The 17,941-nt window shown below is 73.8% G+C and carries 18 protein-coding genes; 10 read left to right on the top strand and 8 right to left on the bottom strand.

Annotation, left to right across the window (positions count from 1 at the left end; translation table 11 throughout):
- Positions 1-36 precede the first annotated feature (36 nt).
- Positions 37-1,242: a helix-turn-helix domain-containing protein gene (locus EKG83_RS31540; RefSeq protein ID WP_033429285.1), complete on the top strand. Its 1,206-nt coding sequence runs from the start codon at positions 37-39 to the stop codon at positions 1,240-1,242.
- Between the two features lie 360 nt (positions 1,243-1,602).
- On the top strand, positions 1,603-2,472 hold the full coding sequence (locus EKG83_RS31535) for a helix-turn-helix domain-containing protein (RefSeq protein WP_051764994.1): 870 nt from the start codon (positions 1,603-1,605) through the stop codon (positions 2,470-2,472).
- A gap of 21 nt (positions 2,473-2,493) precedes the next feature.
- On the opposite strand, the gene EKG83_RS31530 is transcribed toward EKG83_RS31535, so the two are convergent.
- A complete protein-coding gene (locus EKG83_RS31530; RefSeq protein ID WP_033429286.1) occupies positions 2,494-3,447 on the bottom strand; it encodes an ArsR/SmtB family transcription factor in 954 nt (317 codons plus the stop codon).
- 133 nt (positions 3,448-3,580) lie between these two features.
- Between EKG83_RS31530 and EKG83_RS31525 the strand changes: the two genes are divergently transcribed.
- Complete coding sequence (locus EKG83_RS31525) at positions 3,581-3,973, top strand: SH3 domain-containing protein (protein ID WP_033429287.1); 393 nt, start codon at positions 3,581-3,583, stop codon at positions 3,971-3,973.
- 113 nt (positions 3,974-4,086) lie between these two features.
- Here the strand turns inward: EKG83_RS31525 and EKG83_RS31520 are convergent, their stop codons facing one another.
- From EKG83_RS31520 to EKG83_RS31505, 4 genes are read right to left on the bottom strand one after another with little or no spacing between them, the layout of a single operon-like run.
- Entirely contained in the window at positions 4,087-4,959 is an 873-nt protein-coding gene (locus EKG83_RS31520; RefSeq protein WP_033429288.1) for a hypothetical protein, read from the bottom strand.
- Positions 4,956-9,530, bottom strand: coding sequence for an RHS repeat-associated core domain-containing protein (locus tag EKG83_RS31515; RefSeq protein ID WP_051764998.1), 4,575 nt, complete (start codon positions 9,528-9,530; stop codon positions 4,956-4,958). Before EKG83_RS31515 ends, EKG83_RS31520 begins: the two co-directional genes overlap by 4 nt.
- Positions 9,530-9,838 carry a type VII secretion target gene (locus EKG83_RS31510; protein ID WP_033429289.1) on the bottom strand — a complete coding sequence of 103 codons (309 nt, stop codon included), beginning with the start codon at positions 9,836-9,838 and terminating at the stop codon, positions 9,530-9,532. The genes EKG83_RS31515 and EKG83_RS31510 overlap by 1 nt, the downstream gene beginning before the upstream one ends.
- Entirely contained in the window at positions 9,838-10,290 is a 453-nt protein-coding gene (locus EKG83_RS31505) for a YbaB/EbfC family nucleoid-associated protein (protein WP_033429290.1), read from the bottom strand. Before EKG83_RS31505 ends, EKG83_RS31510 begins: the two co-directional genes overlap by 1 nt.
- Positions 10,291-10,744: 454 nt before the next feature.
- Between EKG83_RS31505 and EKG83_RS31500 the strand changes: the two genes are divergently transcribed.
- Entirely contained in the window at positions 10,745-11,050 is a 306-nt protein-coding gene (locus EKG83_RS31500) for a hypothetical protein (RefSeq protein WP_153278568.1), read from the top strand.
- Positions 11,051-11,149: 99 nt separating this feature from the next.
- On the opposite strand, the gene EKG83_RS31495 is transcribed toward EKG83_RS31500, so the two are convergent.
- On the bottom strand, positions 11,150-12,052 hold the full coding sequence (locus tag EKG83_RS31495; RefSeq protein ID WP_051765000.1) for a LysR family transcriptional regulator: 903 nt from the start codon (positions 12,050-12,052) through the stop codon (positions 11,150-11,152).
- A gap of 26 nt (positions 12,053-12,078) precedes the next feature.
- Between EKG83_RS31495 and EKG83_RS31490 the strand changes: the two genes are divergently transcribed.
- Entirely contained in the window at positions 12,079-13,299 is a 1,221-nt protein-coding gene (locus EKG83_RS31490) for an MFS transporter (RefSeq protein WP_084716164.1), read from the top strand.
- On the opposite strand, the gene EKG83_RS31485 is transcribed toward EKG83_RS31490, so the two are convergent.
- Positions 13,193-13,573, bottom strand: coding sequence for a winged helix-turn-helix transcriptional regulator (locus EKG83_RS31485; RefSeq protein ID WP_033429291.1), 381 nt, complete (start codon positions 13,571-13,573; stop codon positions 13,193-13,195). The two genes, EKG83_RS31490 and EKG83_RS31485, sit on opposite strands and share 107 nt — an antisense overlap.
- 88 nt (positions 13,574-13,661) lie before the next feature.
- Between EKG83_RS31485 and EKG83_RS31480 the strand changes: the two genes are divergently transcribed.
- From EKG83_RS31480 to EKG83_RS31460, 5 genes are all read left to right on the top strand, one after another.
- Complete coding sequence (locus tag EKG83_RS31480) at positions 13,662-14,048, top strand: RidA family protein (RefSeq protein WP_033429292.1); 387 nt, start codon at positions 13,662-13,664, stop codon at positions 14,046-14,048.
- An 81-nt stretch (positions 14,049-14,129) separates the two neighbouring features.
- Positions 14,130-15,197, top strand: a complete 1,068-nt coding sequence (locus EKG83_RS31475; RefSeq protein ID WP_051765002.1) for a sigma-70 family RNA polymerase sigma factor — start codon at positions 14,130-14,132, stop codon at positions 15,195-15,197.
- Positions 15,194-16,102, top strand: coding sequence for an MFS transporter (locus EKG83_RS31470; protein WP_033429293.1), 909 nt, complete (start codon positions 15,194-15,196; stop codon positions 16,100-16,102). The genes EKG83_RS31475 and EKG83_RS31470 overlap by 4 nt, the downstream gene beginning before the upstream one ends.
- A complete protein-coding gene (locus EKG83_RS31465; protein WP_033429294.1) occupies positions 16,099-16,872 on the top strand; it encodes an isocitrate lyase/PEP mutase family protein in 774 nt (257 codons plus the stop codon). Before EKG83_RS31470 ends, EKG83_RS31465 begins: the two co-directional genes overlap by 4 nt.
- A 34-nt stretch (positions 16,873-16,906) precedes the next feature.
- A complete protein-coding gene (locus tag EKG83_RS31460) occupies positions 16,907-17,314 on the top strand; it encodes an SgcJ/EcaC family oxidoreductase (protein ID WP_033429295.1) in 408 nt (135 codons plus the stop codon).
- A 2-nt stretch (positions 17,315-17,316) separates the two neighbouring features.
- Here the strand turns inward: EKG83_RS31460 and EKG83_RS31455 are convergent, their stop codons facing one another.
- Positions 17,317-17,883, bottom strand: coding sequence for a TetR/AcrR family transcriptional regulator (locus EKG83_RS31455; RefSeq protein WP_033429296.1), 567 nt, complete (start codon positions 17,881-17,883; stop codon positions 17,317-17,319).
- Positions 17,884-17,941: the final 58 nt, after the last annotated feature.

Here is a 17,941-nt window from a genome sequence, read left to right as displayed (position 1 = left end):
CCCAGGTCAGCCACCTTCGCGTACCAATGGGGCGACATGGACGAGCAACTCGCACGACGCATTGGGGAGCGTGTGCGGTTCCACCGCGTCGCTGCCGGTAAGACGCAGCCGGTAGTGGCCGGCTTGGCCGGTGTCACCGTCGATTACCTGTACCAGATCGAGCGTGGAACCAAGCTGCCCACCATCTCGGTGCTGGTCGAGGTGGCCAAGGTGCTCCACGTGTCGGTCGATGCGCTCCTGCACGAGGCTCCTGCCGCTCCGGTGCGATCGACCCACGATGCGGCTGACGAACTCCACCGCGCGCTGACCCGGCCGGTGACCACGGGCGTGCCCGCCGACCTCCAAGCCCTCGGGTCCGACATCGAGGAGGCTTGGCGCACCTGGCAGACCTCACCACACCGGTACAGCCGGCTCACCCGCGTCCTGCCCCGCCTCGTCACGGTCGTCGAGAGGGCGCTGGTCGCGCACCGCGGGGACGATTCGGTCGACCGGGACCGGGACGTCAACCGCCACGCGGCCGACCTCTACGCGCTCGTGCGCACCGCGGCGAAGCGCTTGGGGCGCCAGGATTTGTCGCTCCTGGCTGCCGATCGAGCGATTCGGGCCGGAGAAGCCGCCGACGACCCGTTGCGCATCGCGATGGCCCGCTGGAACCTGGCACAGGTGCTGCTTGCGGACCGGGAACCGGACGGCGCGGAAGCAGTCGCGCTGCACGCGGTGGAGGAGTTGAGAACAGTCGCCACGGACGACGACCTCGATGTACTGGCACTGCGCGGCTCGCTGCTACTGGTCGCCGCTGTTGCCGCCGCCCGACGGGGAGAGCGGTGGACTGCGCACGACCGCCTGCGCTTGGCGGAGCCGCTGGCCCGATGCACCGGCGAGCGCAACACCTCCTGGACGGCCTTCGGCCCGATCAACGTCGAGATGTTCGCCGTGTCGGTCGCGGTGGAGACGGGTGACGCTGCCGAAGGTCTGCGTCTGGCGGAGCGAATCGACCACGCGCGCTCGCCGTCCATCGAGCGACGGGTGGCGCTCCTGCTCGACCAGGCGAAGAGCTACCAGCAGCGTCGTGACCACACCGGTGCTCTCATGATGCTCAGCGCCGCTGAGCGGGAAGCGCCGGAGGACGTCCGCCACCGGCCCGCGGCCCGCACCGTCCTGCACGAGCTGGTGCAGCGTGGGCGGCGGTCGGTGGCCACCGAGGCCGCCCGCTTGGCACGCCGGGTCGAGGTACCGGTCTAGCGGCTTCCCGTACCACCGGTCAACCTGAGCCGGCAGCTCGGGTTACCGCCTGGTAATCGCCCTACGGTCACGACTGCCCCGCTGGACGGCGGGTCGATGTGCGACTGGAGGGTGGTGGAAGAGAGCGTCATGTCGTACCGCATCAAGCTGCGAACTGATGCCTTTGACAAAGCGGTGCGGTTGGCCAAGCTCGGCAGCGACTACGTCCTGGCCCGGGCTGTGCGGGTCAACCGGTCTGGCCTTTGACGACCTTTTTGAGACCATCTGATCACGTAGCGGCTTCATTGCGCACCCAGCGGTGAAGCTCTTCATTCGGAAAGTGGCACATGTATGACGCATAATATTCGAAATCCTGATTGCGTGCGTGTCGACCTCTTCGTGAAGACCATTGGTGTTGAATTGCGGGCCGCTCGGCGTGCGGTTGCCCTCACTGTCGGTGATGTGGCTCGTGTACTCGGTTGGTCGTCATCTGATGTCGAAGCGCTGGAGGCGGGCTTCCTGTACCCGGGTGCCAATCAGATCGCCCACCACCTCGGTGCGTGTCGCGTGAACACGGCGGACTTCGAGCGGGTCATGCGCCTCTGCGGGTACGCGGACGGGTGGCAACTCACCTTGGAACACCCGGCAGGGGCGCCCGAGAGCGCGCGTGCCGTGATGGCGCACGAGGCGTCGGCCAGAAGTCTGTTCGTGTACACCGCCACTTCCGTGCCGCCCCTGTTGCAAACCGAGCACTACGCCCGTGTGATGTGCGAAGCGGACCGCAGCGCCGATCGGGAAGAGGTTGAGCGGCGACTGCGTGCACGTCGTGTTCGGCAGGAGTGTCTGCTCGACGTTGCCTCTCGGCCACTGACCTTCGTCCTCCACGAGGTCGCACTGCTCATGGTGAGAGGAGGACGTGCTCTCATGTCCGAACAGTTGCGACACCTGGCCGTACTCGTGGACCGAGGTGTGAACATCCGGGTGCTGCCCATGAACGCGCTGATCGCCGGGTGGGAGCAGACATCGTTCACGCTGCTGGACTTCGCCGCTCACCGTCCGGCGATCTACCTGGACCTTCCCACCTGTGCCGTCATCTCCGACGATCCGGGAATGATCAATGCTCACCGCGGCGTGGTCCAGCACCTGTGCACGGCAGCACTGGACGAAGCCGCTACCGGCGAACTCCTCATCACCTGGGCGGAGCACTACGCCGAGGACCGGGTGCCGGTGCCACTGGTGAACGCCGATTGAGCGCCCAGCGCTGGTGCCACCTCACCCCTCGGCCACCGGCACGCGCCCGGCCACCAGCGCCTCCCCCAGCGTGGTCAGCGAGTGCACGGCCCGCGTGCCGTGCCTGGTGGTCCGGAGCAGGCCCGCACCGCGCAGCACGCCGGTGTGCCGGCTCACCGACGCGGGCGACGTGCCGACGCGGCGGGCCAGCTCGGTGGTGCCGGCGCCGGTGCGGGCGCACTCCAGCACGGCGCGGCGGGTCGGGCCGAGCAGGTCGTCCAGGCCGCCCGGTTCCGCCCCGGTCCACCGGTCGGCGTCCGAGATCGGGTACACGAGCACCGGCGGCAGGTCGGGGTCGGCGGGCGCGGCCGGGCGGTGGCCGAAGTACGAGGGCACCAGGCGCAGCCCCCGGCCGCGCAGGCGCAGGTCCCGGTCGTGCGGGGAGTCGACCTCCAGCACCGCGCCGTCCCACCGGGCGTGCGGGCGCAGGCCGGCGAGCAGGCCCGGCACGCCGCCGTCCACGAGGTCGCGGGCGCGGCGGGCGCGGTCGGCGTTGACGCTCTCCCCGATCACCTCGGCGTGCGGCTCGACCAGCACCGCGTGCAGGTGCCGGAGCACTTCCGCGAGCGCGGCCGGCCCGCGCGGCCCGCCCAGCAGCTGCCCGACCCACGCCGGCAGCGGTCCCACGCGCTCCAGCTCGGCGGCCAGCCGGTGCGGCGGGGTCGCGCGCAGCGCCGCCAGGCCCGCCTCCAGCCCGTCGGCCGACTCCGGCGGCGTGAGCAGGTCCGGCACCGGCGCCAGCACGTGCAGCAGGCGCGGCGCCGGGTCGTGGTGGTCGAGCCGGTCGCGCACCGCGGTCAGCCAGCCGTGGAACGCCGGCGGGTGCACGCGGTCGCGCAGCCGGCCGCCGGCGAGCACCACCTCCCACAGCGGGTCGGCGGTCGGCGCGACGGTCGTGCGCACGAGGTCGTCGGTCGTGAAATGGATGCGCAGCAAGACATTCCCCCCTGGTTGGAACCCCCTGGGCGCCATGATGGCCGCGGTTTTCCGTTTCCGCGCAACATTCTTGCGAAGTTCACCCGTCGGGAGGAAAGTCGCTGGCGCCTGAGGAACCACGAAGGGGGAGAACATGAGGGGAACGGTGAAGCTGGCGGCGGCCGTCGCGGGAGTGGCGCTCCCGGCGGTGCTGATCGCGGCTCCGGCCCAAGCCGAAGCGCCCAAGGGGGACGGCGTGACGACGCAGCACTACGCCTGCAACAGCTCGGTGGTACCGCCGAACCTGGACCCGATCTCGTCGATCACGGGCGGCACCTCCGGTGCGCGCATCCGCACCGGTTCGTCCACGTCCTGCACGGCGGTCGGCACGATCGAGCCCTCGCACCGGCTCGACTTCTACTGCTACACGAACGGCAACGACGGCGCCACGTGGACCTACCTGCGCAACCTCAGCACCAGCAGGCAGGGCTGGGTCCGCGACGACCTGCTGCCGAACAGGGGCAGCTTCTACCACTGCCCGAACTGACGCACCCGGACGACGACCGGGCGCCGCGGCTCGACGGCCGCGGCGCCCGGCCCGCGCCGGAAAACCCCCGGGGGCGAGGCCCGTGCCGAAACCGGTCGTCGACGGCGGCGGCCCTACCGACCGGCACCCGCCCGCTCGGTCAGCACCTTCTGCAGGAACGCCGCGGTCATCGTCTGGCGGTAGGTGTTGTCCGCCAGGCCGACCGCCCGGGCCTCCTCCTCGTCCACCAGCCGCAGCGCGCCGTCGACGGTCTCGGCCGCGCCGAACTCGCCGGTGCCGCCGCCCGGCCTGGGGCGGTGGTAGATCTCGGGGTTCGCGGGGAACCGCGCCAACAGCCCCTCGTCGTGGCCGACGACCCGCCAGGTGCCGTCCTTGAGCAGGCTCTCCTCGGTGTAGACGGGGAACCTGCCCGGCGCGGCGAGCAGCCGGGCGTCCGGGCGCCCGTCGGGGCTGACGCCGTCGAACAGGCCCAGGGCCGTGCCGAACTGGTTCCTGGTGAGCACCACGGCCAGGCGGTAGCCGTGCGGTGCCACGGGGATCGCCAGCACGTCGCCGGGGACGGGCCTGGGCGCCTTCCCGGCGCTGACGACCAGCTTGCGGACCTCGGTCGGGTCGACGTCGGCCAGTTCGACCGCACCGGTGCGCAGCACCTGGAGCAGGGCGGCGGCGAACTGCTCGGGGGTGCCGTCGGTCGCCCGCACCACGGCGGCGGCGTGCTCGCGCGCGTCCTCGAAGACGTGGTCGTTCAGCTCGGGCACGCGGGAGGGCCGGTCGGCCGCGTAGCGCTTGTTGCCCTTGAGCGTCGCGGTCAGCCCGAGCGGGTACGGGAAGTCGACCAGGGCGGTGGGCACGGCCCAGCCCAGGACCTCCAGGAACTCCGCCAGCGTCGCCGCGCCGCCCACCTCGTCGGCGAACTCGGCGAACACCTCGGCGAGACCCGGGGCGACCCGGTCGAGCACGCCGGGGTCGAGGGGCGCGTTGCTCATGGACATCCCAACCCGTTGTTCCTGCGCTGCTCGTATTCCTCGTACTCGGCCAGCTTGTCGTCGGCCAGGGGGTTCTGCCGGTTGCCGCGGTAGTTGTTGCCGTCGCGCCCGATGATCGTATCGTGCTGCTCGGCCAGCCTCTGCTCCATCAGCCGCGACTCGCCGTAGGTGCGGGTGCCCGGCTCGACGGTGATCGTGTCGCCGTTGTTGGGGTCGTAGCGGTTGTGGTTGTTGGCGTGCCTGCGCTCCACGTCGGCCTGCGTGGTGTTGGGGCCGAACTGGCCGGAGTAGTACACCGTGCCGTTGGCGTCGCTGAGCGTGTAGTTGCGCCAGCCGGGGCGGTCCATGTGCAGGTACCGGTCGCGGCTGATCAGGCCGACCGGGTCGACCAGGACCATCGGGTTCTCGACGTAGGCGTGGTGGTTCGGCGCCGCCTCCAGGCCCAGCGGGTCGGGCGTGGTGTACCGGCCGGTCTCCGGGTCGTAGTAGCGGTGGTAGTTGTGGTTCAGGCCGCTCTCGCGGTCGTGGTACTGGCCGGGGAACCGCAGCGGGCAGTCCGCGTTGCCCGCGGCCGGTCCGACCTCCTGGCCCCACAGGCCGGCGCGCCGCCGCCACTCCACCCGCCCGTCCGGGGTGACCAGCTCGGTGGGGGTGCCGACCAGGTCGGTGACGATGGCGTGGAACCGCCGGTCCACCACGTGCCGCGGCGCGCCGGCGAGCGAGGTGCGGCGGTCCTGGCTGACCGGCGTCCACGAACCGGGCCGGTGCTCCCACGTGGTGGTGGTGACCGCGTCCGCGCGGCGGTGCTCCTCCTCGGCGAGCACCTGGCCGTCCCAGTGGAACCGGACCTCCTCGACCACCGCGCCGCCCGGGCCGAGCCGCTGCTTGGCGGTGCGCCTGCCCAGCGGGTCGTAGGCGTAGCGCCAGTGCTGCCCGGTGGGGTCGACGACCTCGGTGAGGCGGCTGCGCGCGTCGTACCGGTAGGTCCAGGCGCGGCGCGTGCCGGACAGGCCGTGGCGCACCACGCGCACCAGCCGCCCCTGCGCGTCGTGGTCGTAGTGCGTGCGGCCGGCGCGGCGCACCAGGGTCCCGGTGGCGGTCAGCGGGCCGGGGGAGTCGGGGACGCGGGTGTCCGCGGCGAACGCCAGGTTGCCCGACCGGTCGTAGGCGTAGGTCTCGGTCCAGGTGGCCGCGCGCACCGCGGTGACCCGGCCGAGCGGGTCGAGTTCGAGGCGGCGGGTGCCGTCGAAGGTGTCGTGCACGGCGACCGGCACGCCGTCGGGCCGGAAGCCCCAGGCGCGCCCGAAGTGCACCCGGCCGGGGCGGCCGTCGGGGCCCGCCGGGCCCACGAGCTGCCGGGAGGTGAGCCGGTGGGAGCTGTCCCACGTGCTGGTGACCGCGAGGTCGGGGCCCACCTGGCGGACCACCTCGCGGCGGGCCGCGTCGTGGCCGAAGGTGATCGGGTGGCCGCCGGCGACGAGCTGCGCGGGCAGGCCGACCCGGTCGTATCGCCACACCGAGGTGTGGCCGCCGGGCGTGGTGCGCGAGGTGCGGCGGCCCAGCAGGTCGTAGCCGAACGAGGTGGTGCGGCCGTCGACGGTGTCGGTGAGCAGCCTGCCCAGCGGGTCGCGGGTGAAGGCCAGCTCGCCGTCCGGGCCGCGCGCGGCGACCAGCCTGCCCGCCGCGTCGTGGGTGAACTCGGTGACCTGGCCGTCGTCGGTGCGCTGCCGCACCGGGCGGCCCAGCGGGTCGCGCGCGATGGCGATCGACTCGCCGGCGCCGTTGGTCAGCCGCACCAGCCGCCTGGCCGCGTCGTGCTCGTAGGAGGTGGTGCGGCCGTTGAAGTCCTGCTCCCGCACCGGGTTCCCGGCCGCGTCGTAGGTGTAGTGCCAGGTCAGGCCCTGCGGGTTGGTGACGGCGGTGAGCCGGAGCTCGGTGTCGTGCGCGAACGAGTGCCGGGCGCCGTCGGCGTCGACCCGCGCGGTGACCAGGTGGAACGGGCCGATCTCGTAGCGGGTGGTGTGGCCCGCGCGGTCGGTGGCGGCGATGACGTCGCCGTTGCCGTCGGTGGTCCACGTCTGGGTGGTGCCGTCCGGGTAGGTGTACCGGGCGGGGGAGTCGGCGGTGCCCCACTCGATCGCGGTCACCGCGCCGAGCGCGTCGGTCGACCGCACCAGCCTGCCGCGCGCGTCCAGCTCGTAGGTCTCGGTGGCGCCGTTGGCGTCGGTCACCGACACGGGCAGGCCGGCGGCGTTGGTGGTGATGGTGGTGGTGTTGCCCAGCGCGTCGGTGACGGCGCGGGGTTCGCCGCGCTCGCCGCGGGTGTGGGTGGTGACCGCGCCCGCCGGGTCGGTGGTGGTGAGCAGGTTGCCGCGGTCGTCGTAGGTGTAGCGCCACCGCGCGCCGTCCGGGCCGACGACCTCCGTCGGGAGCCGCAGTTCGTCGTACTCGGCGGTGACCGCGGTGCCGTCCGGGCGGTCGACGCGCACCACGTCGCCGTCCCGGCCCAGGGTGTACCGGGTGGTGTTCCCCAGCGCGTCGGTGCGCGACAGCAGCCGGTGGAACCGGTCGTAGGTGGTCCGCTCGACGTTGCCCAGCGGGTCGACGACCTCGGTGAGGTGGTCGTGCTCGTCGTAGCGGAAGGTGGTGACCTGGCCCATGCTGTCGGTCACGGTGGTCTGCCGGTTCACCCGGTCGTAGGCGAAGCGGGCGGACAGGAAGCCGTCACGGCCCTCGCCGCGCACGACCCGGCCGTCCTCGTCGTAGGCGTAGGCGTAGCGGAAGCCCTCGCGGTCGACCCAGGCGGTGACGCGGTCGTGCTCGTCGTGCTCGTAGCGGTAGGGCAGCCGGGTGGGGTCGAGGATCGTGCTCAACCGGCCGCGCTCGTCGTAGCGGTACTCGACCAGCGCGGTGCCGTCGGCGGCCAGGCGCAGCGCGGCGACGCGCGGGCCGGCGTCGCCGTCGACCAGGTCCACCGCCACCCGGTAGCCGCCGGAGTGGGCGACCGCCGCGGGCAGGCCGCGGTCGTCGCGCTCGTAGTCGACGCGGTGGCCGTTGCGGTCGGTGAGGGCGGTGATCGGGCGCCGCCGCGGGTCGGCGGGGTTCGGGCCGAAGTGGCGCACCCAGCCGGACTTGGGGTCCTCCACGCGGTAGGTGTCGGTGTCGCGGTCCCACGTCAGCGGCCAGCGCGCGCCGGCGTCGGGCATGCCGCGCAGGCCGGGGCGCTCGGGTCGTTCGTAGCGCAGGATCTCGGCGTCTTCGCCGAAGTAGCGGACGTGGTGCGGGTCCAGCTCCAGGCGTTGGTCCAGTGTGGACGACCAGCCGGGGCCGTGCAGGCGGCCGGCCCGGTAGCCGGAGGCGTAGGCGCGTCGCAGGACCAGCGGCAGCAGGCCGGGGAAGTCCGCGTCCACGGCGTTGGTGATCATCTGGCCGGACACGGTGTCGACCGGGTCGCCGCCCTTGCCGTCGCAGCCGCCGTTGCCGTCCGAGCGCTGGCCGGGGCCGCCGTCGTCGGCGTCGGGGCCGCCGCGGGAGCGGTTGCCGTCGGGGCCTCGGCTGGTGGGACCGCCGCTCGGGGAGGCGGCCGGGTCCGTGCTCCCGGGGCCGTCGGGCCTGGGGGTGGTCGGGGCGTCCGGAGTGGCCGTACCGGATGGACTGGTGGTGCCGGATGGGGTGGTCGTGCCGGACGGTGTGGTGGTGCCGGATGGGGTGGTGGTGCCCGAAGGGCTGGTCGTGCCGGGGGTGTGGGGCGCGTCCGGCGCACCGGGACCGCCCGACGGGCCGTCCGGGGAGCGGGGGGTGGGTCCGCCGTCGGCCCGGCGCCCCAGCTTGCCCAGCGCCGCCATGATCTCGTCGAACTTCGAGATCACCTGCCGGATGCGCGGCGTGACGTTGCCGATGGTGGTGACCAGCTTCCGCACCAGGTCGCCGATCCGCTTGACCACGCGGGAGATGGCGGTGATCGCCTGCCCCACCACCACGGGCGTGGCCAGCCCCAGCGTCGCCGCGACCTCCAGCGCCCACGCGATCAGCCGCCCGACCAGCTCGGCCACGATGTCGCGGACCAGCTCGCGGACCGCGGCCACGACCTCGCCCATGATCATCACCCCGGCGGACACGCCGCCCGCCAGCGAGGCCGCGCCCGCCACCGCGTCGGCCACCTGCGCCGAGTGCGCCCGGTAGGCGTCCGCGGCCGCACCGGTCCAGCCGGCGGTGCCGCCGCGCGCCTCGTTCGCGTAGTCCTGGGCGATCGCGGACACCTCGGTCGCCACGTTGCCCCAGGTCTCGCTGAACGACCGGATCACCGGCGGGTCGCCGGCCAGCCAGTCCAGCGCCTCCTTGAGCGGCTGGACGTGCTCGATCAGCCACCCCACGCCGTAGGAGGCGATGGTGCCGACCGGGTCGATAACCATGCTGAGCACTTCCAGCCCGACCCCGGCCGCACCGAGCCCGGCGGCCACCCAGTCGCCGCTCGCGACGCCCTGCGCCAGCCCGTCGGCCGACTCCAGGATGCCGATGCCGGTGGTGGCGTTCGTGTCGTCCGACGGGCGGGCGACGAGGTTGCCGGTCATCAGACCTCGATCCCGTCGAAGGCGGCGGCACCGGACTCCTCGCGGCCGCGGTAGTCGCCGGCCGTCGCGCGCACCTCGCCGGCCACGTCCCGCATCGTCTCCACGCCCTTGGCCAGGGCGTCGACACCGGACTGCTCGAACGGCTGCAACAACGCGGCGAACGGTTGGCAGATCACCCCGTAGGCGCTGTCGGACATGGTCACCTGGCGGGCCGCGTCCACCGCCGCCTGCAACCGGCCGGCCAGCGCGTCCACCTTCCCCGCGTGCACGTCCAGCTCGCCGACCAGCAGGCCGTAACCCTCGCCCATCAGCGACCACCCTGGAGGTAGGAGGCGTCGCCGAAGTCGTCATCGTCGTCACCGGCGGGCCGCGGCGGGCGCGGCGGCCCGTCGCCCTCGGCGGCCGGGAAGTGCTCCCGCGCCTGGTCGAGCAGGTACCGGGTGGTCTGGTTCTCGCCGACGGTCGCGGCCATGACCTCGGCCAGCCGCTCGGGGTACCGGGACTGGGCGCGGGTCATCGCCTCCATCACGGCGGCCGCGATCCGGTCCGGGGCGAGCTTGCGCACGCCGTCGGTCATGGTCACCGCGCTGGGGATGCCGTTGGCCCCGACCGTCACGGTGACCGCGCCGTCGGCCGCGGACGCGGTGATGGAGATCTGCTGCACCTCGCGCGACATCTCCTGGTAGCGGGCGGCCTTCTGCTCGGCCTCCTGCTCCCAGCGGTCGATCATGTGCCCGATGCCCGACAACGGGTCAGCCATAGCCACCCCTCACCACGAAGCGCGGACCGATCGCACGACCTTGCAGCGCCGGAGCGCCCGTGATCGAGCGGCCGGGGAAATCGCACCCGGTTGGCCTAGGGGAATTCGTTGATCGACTGGGATATCCGTCGGGGGAACCGCACAAATGACCGCCGGGTGGGGTGGTCGGCCGCACCCGGATCAGTCGCGTTCCGGGGTTCGCAACGGCCGGGACCGGTGATCGGGAACGACCTGCCCGGCGCCATCGAACCCCAGGGGCCGCGCGGCCCTCATCGGCGGGCCTGGTGTTGCGCCCGGGTCGTCCCCACCGGATCCGGCTCGGCGGACGACCACGTGGCCGATCATGGTCCGGCCGTCGCTGGCTCGGGTGGGCAGCAAGCCGAGTGGGCCGTGTTCCGGCTGTTCGGGGGCATCACCTCTCCACCTGGACGCGTCCACGGCACCGTCCGCGCGGATGACCTTCGTCCACGACGTGTCCACCGCCGCGGCGCGTCGTTCGTTTCACCGCCACACCGGCGAAGGGCGCTCAGGTAACCGTTGGTCGACGTGCACCGATGGGTTGTTGACCGTCCACCGCGCCGAAGCACGCGCACGTGTTCCGAACCGAGTGGTGATGACCCTGGTGGAGGACGGGGTGGTCACCGACCGGTTTTCCACCTACGTCCAGCCGCCGGGCGAAGGGGATTTCCACCCGTACAACACGTCCCTGCACGGCATGAGGCTCATCAACGCCTCGCGGATGTCGGGGGACAGCCGGTAACGGGAGTCACCGAGAAGACCGACGTGCTGGTGGTGGGCATGGCGGAGCCGTCCCGGTTCGCGGTGGGGATGGCCGGAGCGGGCCGCCGACCCCGCCCACCTACCGCCTCTCCTCCACCCCCGCCAAAGCATGGTCCCGGAAAGCGCGCACCGCGGGGGGCAGGTACTCGCCCGCCCACACCAGCGCGATCCGGCGGTGGGCCCGGGGCCGCAGGGGCAGTTCCACCGCGCCCGACCCGTGCTCGGCCCGGGGCAGCAGCGCGACGCCCAGCCCGGCCGCCACCAGTCCGCGCAGCGTCTCCACCTCCTGCCCCTCGAACGCCAACCTGGGCGCGAAGCCCGCCGCCGCGCACAGCTCGTCGGTGATCTGCCGCAGGCCGTAGCCGTGTTCCAGGCCCACGAAGTCCTCGTCGGCCAGGTCGGCCACCCGCACCGCGTCCCGGTCGGCCAGCGGGTGGCCGGGCGGCAGGACCAGCACCAGCTCCTGCTCGCCCAGCACGGCGTGCTCGGAGTCGGGCGGCGGGGGTGCCACCAGGGCCAGGTCCACGACGCCGTCGGCCAGGTGGTCGAGCAGGACCTGGCGGGAGTCCTGGACCAGCCGGAACCGCACGTGCGGGTGGGACGCGCGGAAGCCGCGCACCAGTTCCGGGACCAGGGCGCGGCCCAGCAGGTGCAGGAAGCCCAGGGCCACCTGCCCGCGTTCCGGGTCGACCTCCTCGGCCGCCGCCCGGTGGCCGGCCTCCAGCACCGCCAGGGCGCGGTCGGCGGAGTCGGCCAGCAGGCGGCCCGCGCGGGTCAGGCGGACGCGCCGGCCGCTGCGCACCACCACCGGGGCACCCAGCTGCTCGCCGATGGCGGCCAGCCACCGGCTGACCGTGGGCTGGGGCACGCCGACCTCCTCGGCCGCGCGGGTCACGTGCTCGTCGCGCGCCAGGGCCCGCAGGACGGCCAGTTTCGGGGCCAAGTCATCCACCGGTGCATGAATCACCGACCAATTCTGCATTGGACGCATGAATTAGCGTCGGAGACGTGCCGAGTCGACTTGCCGCCGCCACCACCGCCACCGGGCTGGCCACGTTCGCCCTGCTCTACGCGCCGCAGCCGGTGCTGCCGCTGCTGGCCGCCGAGTTCGGGCTCACGCCGGGGTCGGCGTCGCTGGCGGTCAGCGCGGCCACCGGCTCCCTGGCCGTCGCGGTGATCCCGGTGGCGGTGCTGGCCGAGCGGGTCGGGCGGCGGCGGGTGATCGTGTGGTCGGTGTTCGCCTCGGCCGTGCTCGGGCTGCTGCTGCCGCTCGCGCCGACCTACCCCGCGTTCCTCGCGCTGCGCGTCCTCCAGGGCGTGGCCACCGCCGGGGTGCCCGCGGTGGCGATGGCCTACCTCGCCGACGAGGCCGCGGCGGTCGGGGCGGCGATCGGCGCGCTGATCGCGGGCAACAGCGCGGGCGGCATGGTCGGGCGGCTGCTGGCGGGCGTGGCCTCCGACTGGCTGGACTGGCGCGCCGGGCTCGCCCTGGTCGGCGCCTTCGGCCTGGGCTGCGCGGCGGTGGCGGCCCTGCTGCCGCGGGGGAAGCCGGTGGTGCGGCGGCCGGGCGGGCTGCGGGTGGCGCTGTCGGACCCGGTGCTGCTGTGCCAGTACGCGGTCGCGGTGCTGGGGGTGGCGGCGTTCGTGTCGCTGTTCAACGTCGTGGCCTTCCGGCTGACCGGGCCCCTGGGCGTGTCGGCGGGTGCCGCGTCGCTGGTCTTCCTCGCCTACGCCGCGGGCGGCGCGTGCTCGGCGGTGGCCGGGCGGCTGGCGGACCGGCACGGGCGGGCGCCGGTCGCGCTGACCGCGCTGGGGGTCACGGCGCTGGGCGCGCTGACCACCCTGCCGGACGAGCTGGTGCTCGTCGCGGTGGGGCTCGCCCTGTTCACCGGCGGGTTCTTCGCCGCGCACTCGGTGGCCGGCGGGTGGGTCGGCGCGCGTGCGCGGGTCAAGGGGCCGGCGTCGGGGATGTACCTGTTCGCGTTCTACGTGGGCAGCAGCGCGGGTGGCACGGCGGGCAGCGCCGCCTACGGCTCGTGGGGCTGGCCGGGCCTGGTCGCCGTGGTCACGTCCTGGCTCGCGCTCGCCGCGCTCGCCGTCGTGGTGGCCCGGCGACTTGAGGTCACCCGTCGAACCGGCGGCGGGAGTCCTCGATGTGACCGAGGTACCGGTGGGTCCAGTCGCACATCAGGTCCACGGTCCGCCGCAGGGCCCGGCCCGGTTCGGTGAGGGTGTAGTCGACCCGGGGCGGCACGGTGGCGTGCACGGTGCGCTCCACCAGGCCGTTGCGCTCCAGCATGCGCAGGTTCTGGGTGAGCATCTTGTGGCTGACGCCCTCCACCTCGTCGCGCAGCTCGCCGAACCGCCGGGTGCGCTCGCCCAGCGCCTCGATGATCAGCAGCGCCCACTTGTTGGCCACGTCGGAGAAGATCTCGCGCGCCAGGGAGTCCGCGCGCCGCAGGTCCGCTTCGTCGGGCGAGCCCGCGTACTGCTTGGTCACCATGAGGTTCCTCAGTTTCCAAAAAGTGCGTTCTTCCAGGTCAGCGCACACTCTCCTACAGTTACCCGGTAACCACAAGAGAGCGGGAGCAATGACCATCACCTTCATCGACCCCGACGGGCTGCCGAAGATCGACGTCTACCGGCAGGTGTCGGTCGCGACCGGCTCGAAGCTGGTCTTCGTCGCCGGGCAGGTCGCCTGGGACGGCGGCGACCTCGCCGCCCAGGTCGAGCAGTGCTACCTCAACGTCGCCACCGCCCTGGCCGGGGTCGGTGCCTCCTTCGCCGACGTGGCGAAGCTGAACGTCCACGTCGTCGACTGGACGCCGGACAAGATGCCCCTGCTGCTGGCGGGCATCGAGCGGGCCGCCGCGCGGCTGGGGGCAACCCCCGTGCCACCGGCCACGCTGCTCGGCGTCGCCGCCCTGGACGTGCCCGAGCACCTGGTGGAGGTGGAGGCCACCGCCGTCCTGGACTGAAAGAAGAACGGCGGGCGGCGACCACTTCCCGGTGCCGGCGGTGTCCACCCCTTCGAGGACGATCACACGAGGGGACGACACATGCGAGGGACCGGGGAGCGCGCGCCGCGCTCGACCGAGGAGCTGCTGGCGCTGGCGCGGGGCGGTGACGGCGAGGCGTTCCGCCGGCTCGTCGAACCGCACCGGCGCGAGCTGCAGGTGCACTGCTACCGCGTCCTGGGCTCGGTGCAGGACGCCGAGGACCTGGTGCAGGAGACGCTGCTGGCGGCGTGGCGCGGGATCGGCGGCTTCGAGGGGCGCGCGTCCGTGCGGACGTGGCTCTACCGGATCGCGACCAACCGCTGCCTCAACGCGCTGCGGGACGGCGCCCGCCGGCCGCACGAGCGCGCTCTCCACCAGCCGGGGGTCCCGTTGCCCGAGCCGTCGCACCGCCGCGCGGAACCGAGCTGGCTGGAGCCCTGCCCGGACGTGCTGCTCGACGAGGTCCCCGACCTCGCGCCCGGCCCCGAGGCGCGCTACGAGCTGGGCGAGTCGGTGTCGCTGGCGTTCCTGGCCGCGCTCCAGGAGCTGCCGCCGCGGCAGCGCGTCGTGCTGGTGCTGCGGGACGTGCTGGGGTTCCGGGCCGCCGAGGTGGCGGCCGTGCTGGAGACCACCGAGAACGCGGTGAACGGCGCGCTGAAGCGGGCGCGGGCCGTGCTGGCGCGGGAGCTGCCCGGTGCCGACCGGGAGAGCGCGCCGCTGCCGGGCTCGCCGCGGGAGCGCCGCGTGGTGGCCGACTTCACCCGCGCCTTCCAGGCCGGTGACGTCGACGCGGTGGTGGCCCTGCTGACCGACGACGTGCGGCTGACCATGCCGCCGCTGCCGCTGGAGTACCGGGGCCTGGCCGACGTGCGGAACTTCCTGGGCTCGGTGTCGCTGTGCGGGCGCAGCCGGCACGTGCTGGTCCCGACCCGGGCCAACGGCCAGCCGGCGTTCGGCTGCTACCTGCGCGACCCGCGCACGCCGGTGCTGCACGCCCACGGGGTGCTGGTGCTGACCCTGAGCGGTGACCGGGTCGCCGCGCTGACCCGGTTCGTGGACAACTCGCTGCTGGCGGTGTTCGGGCTGCCCCGGTCCCTGCGCGCCGGGTGGGACGGGAACGGCGGGTGAACCCCGGGCAGGCGTGGGTGCCGGGGCCGGCCTCGCCGGCGTCGTTCGTGATGCCGCTGGACAGCCTGGTCGTGACCACGGCGTTGAGCACGATCCGGCAGGACCCGGCGGCACCGGTGGAGACGCTGGAGTGGACGGTCGACGCGTACAACCCGGCGTTCGCGGTGCTGCCGCCGACCGGGGCGGCGCTGGGTGACCGGTTCGGCCGCCGCCGGGTGTTCGTGCTCGGGCTGGTGGTGTTCACCGCCGCGTCGGCAGCCTGCGCGCCGGCACCGGGCATCGGTGCCCTGATCGCGGCCCGGGCGGTGCGGGGCGCGGGCGCCGCGATGGTGCTGCCGCTGACCCTGGTCAGCGCGGCCTTCCCGGCGGCGCGGCGGGGTCGGGCGATGGGGCTCCACCCGGGCGTCACCGGGCTGGCCGCGTTCAGCGGCCCGTTCGTCGGCGGCGTGGTGGCCGAGGGCCTGGCCTGGCAGTGGGTCTTCTGGCTGAACCTGCCGGTCGGCGTGACCGCGGGCGCGTTCGGCGTCGTCCGGGCCCTGGTCCGCGGGAACGCGGCGGGCTGGGGCAGCGCCGAGGTGCTGCCCGCCCTGGTCGTCGGCGGTGCCGGGCTGACCACGGCCGTGCCCGCGGCGCAGAAGGCGGTGGTCGGGGCGGTGCGGCCGCAGGAGATCGGCCAGGCGTCGGGGGCGTTCACGGTGCTGCGCATCCTCGGCGGCGTGTTCGGCGTGGCGGTCCCGGTCGCCGTCTTCGCGGCCGTCGGGGGCTACTCGTCGGCCGAGCAGTTCAGCCGCGGCTTCACCGCGGCGATGGGCGTGGTCACCGCGTTCGCGGTCGGCGGCGTGCTCTGCGCGCTCGGCATGCCCGCCACCCGTCCGACCGCTGTCCGACTTGGGGGGAACCGATGACCGTCGACTTCGCCGTGCTGGCGGCCCGTGCCGAGAGGCTCCGCGAGCTGCACCGCGGGGAGATGCTCGTGCTGCCCAACGCGTGGGACGCCGCCAGCGCGGCCATCGTGGCCGAGGCGGGGTTCCCCGCGGTCGCCACGGCCAGCGCCGCCGTCTCGGCGGTGCTCGGCCACCCCGACGGGGAGGGCGCGCCGTGGCGGGAGATGTTCGCCGCGGCGGGGCGGATCGCCCGGGCGGTGCCCGTCCCGGTCACCGTGGACGCCGAGGCGGGTTACGGGCTGCCCGCCCGGGAGCTGGTGGACCGGCTGCTGGAGGTCGGCGCGGTCGGCTGCAACCTGGAGGACACCGACCACCGCGCCGGCGGCCTGGTCGACGCGGGCGCGCAGGCGCGCCGGCTGGCCGACGTCCGGTCCGCCGCGGTCGCCGCCGGGGTCCCGGTCGTGGTCAACGCCCGCGTCGACACCTTCCTGCCCGCCTCCGGGGTGCCCGAGGGCGAGCGGGTCGCCGAGGCGGTGCGGCGGGGGCGGCTCTACCTGGAGGCGGGCGCCGACTGCGTCTACCCGATCGGCGTGCGCGACCGGGACGTGATCGCCACCCTCGTGGCCGAGCTGCCCGGCCCGGTCAACGGCAACACCGGCGACCGCCTGGACCTGGCCGCGCTGCGGGAGGTGGGCGTGGCCAGGGTGTCCTACGGGCCGCGCTTCCACCGCGAAGCCCTCGCGGGTTTCAGGGCGGCCGTGGAGGAGGTGCGCCGGGTCACCGGCGGTTGACCTCGACCAAGATCGAGGTACGAGGCTGGTACCCGTGAACACCGAGCAGAACGCGGACGTCGAGGCGATCAAGCAGGTCGTGGCCCGGGTCGAGCACGCGCAGCGGCACGAGCTGGTCGACGAGTTCGTCGCCCTCTTCCGGTCCGACGCCATCTGGACCACCGCCCACGGCAAGCGCCTCACCGGCCGGGACGAGATCGCGGCCTTCACCCGGCAGGTGCTGCCGGGTGCGATGCGGGACCTCAGGGCGACCTACGAGGTCGTGCACGTGCTGTTCATCCGCCCGGACGTCGCGGCCGTGAAGGTGCGCCAGCGCTACTCCACGGCCGCGGGGGAGCCGGTCGGCGACCAGTCCGAGGGCAGCCCGCTGTACGTGATGTCCCGAGAGGACGGGGAGTGGTTGTTGACCGCCTGCCAGAACACGCCGGTGGTCGGGTCCTGACCTCAGGCGGGCCAGTTGCGCAGCAGGCCGTCCAGGGCGGCCACCGACCGGGCCCACGAGTCGTCGACGTGGCGCGGGTGGTGGTCGAACCCGCCCGACTTCTCCAGGCTCACGTAGCCGTGGCAGAAGCCGTGCAGCATCCGCACCGCGTCGGTCTCGTCGTCCTCGGCCAGCCGGTACTCGCGCAGCAGCGCCCTGGTCAGCTCCGAGTGCCGGCGGGCCGCGTCGGCCGCCGGCCCGGTCGGGTCGAGCGGGATCCGGAGGGCGGCGTACCGGCCCGGGTGCTGCTTGGCGTAGGCCCGGTAGGCGTCGGCGAAGGCGGCCAGCGCGTCCCGGCCCGCGCGCCCGGCCAGGGCGGCGGCCACCCGGTCGGCCAGCTCGGACAGCGCCAGCGCCGCCACCCTCGTGCGCAGCTCCTGGGCGTTCTTGACGTGCGAGTACAGGCTTGCGTCCCGGACGCCGAACCGCCGCGCCAGCGCGGTGACGGTCACGTTGTCGAAGCCGATCTCGTCCGCGAGTTCGGCCGCGCCCTCGGTCAGCCGTTCGGCGGTCAACCCCGCGCGTGACATGCGCCTCCTTCGCTGGGCCTAGGGGTGTTAAGCATTTGCCTAGACGTCCTAGGAAGCT

This window comes from Saccharothrix syringae (genome assembly GCF_009498035.1).
Lineage (GTDB): Bacteria > Actinomycetota > Actinomycetes > Mycobacteriales > Pseudonocardiaceae > Actinosynnema > Actinosynnema syringae.
The sequence above is the reverse complement of the archived record's forward strand: the minus strand, read 5'-3'. Positions and strand labels throughout refer to the sequence as shown.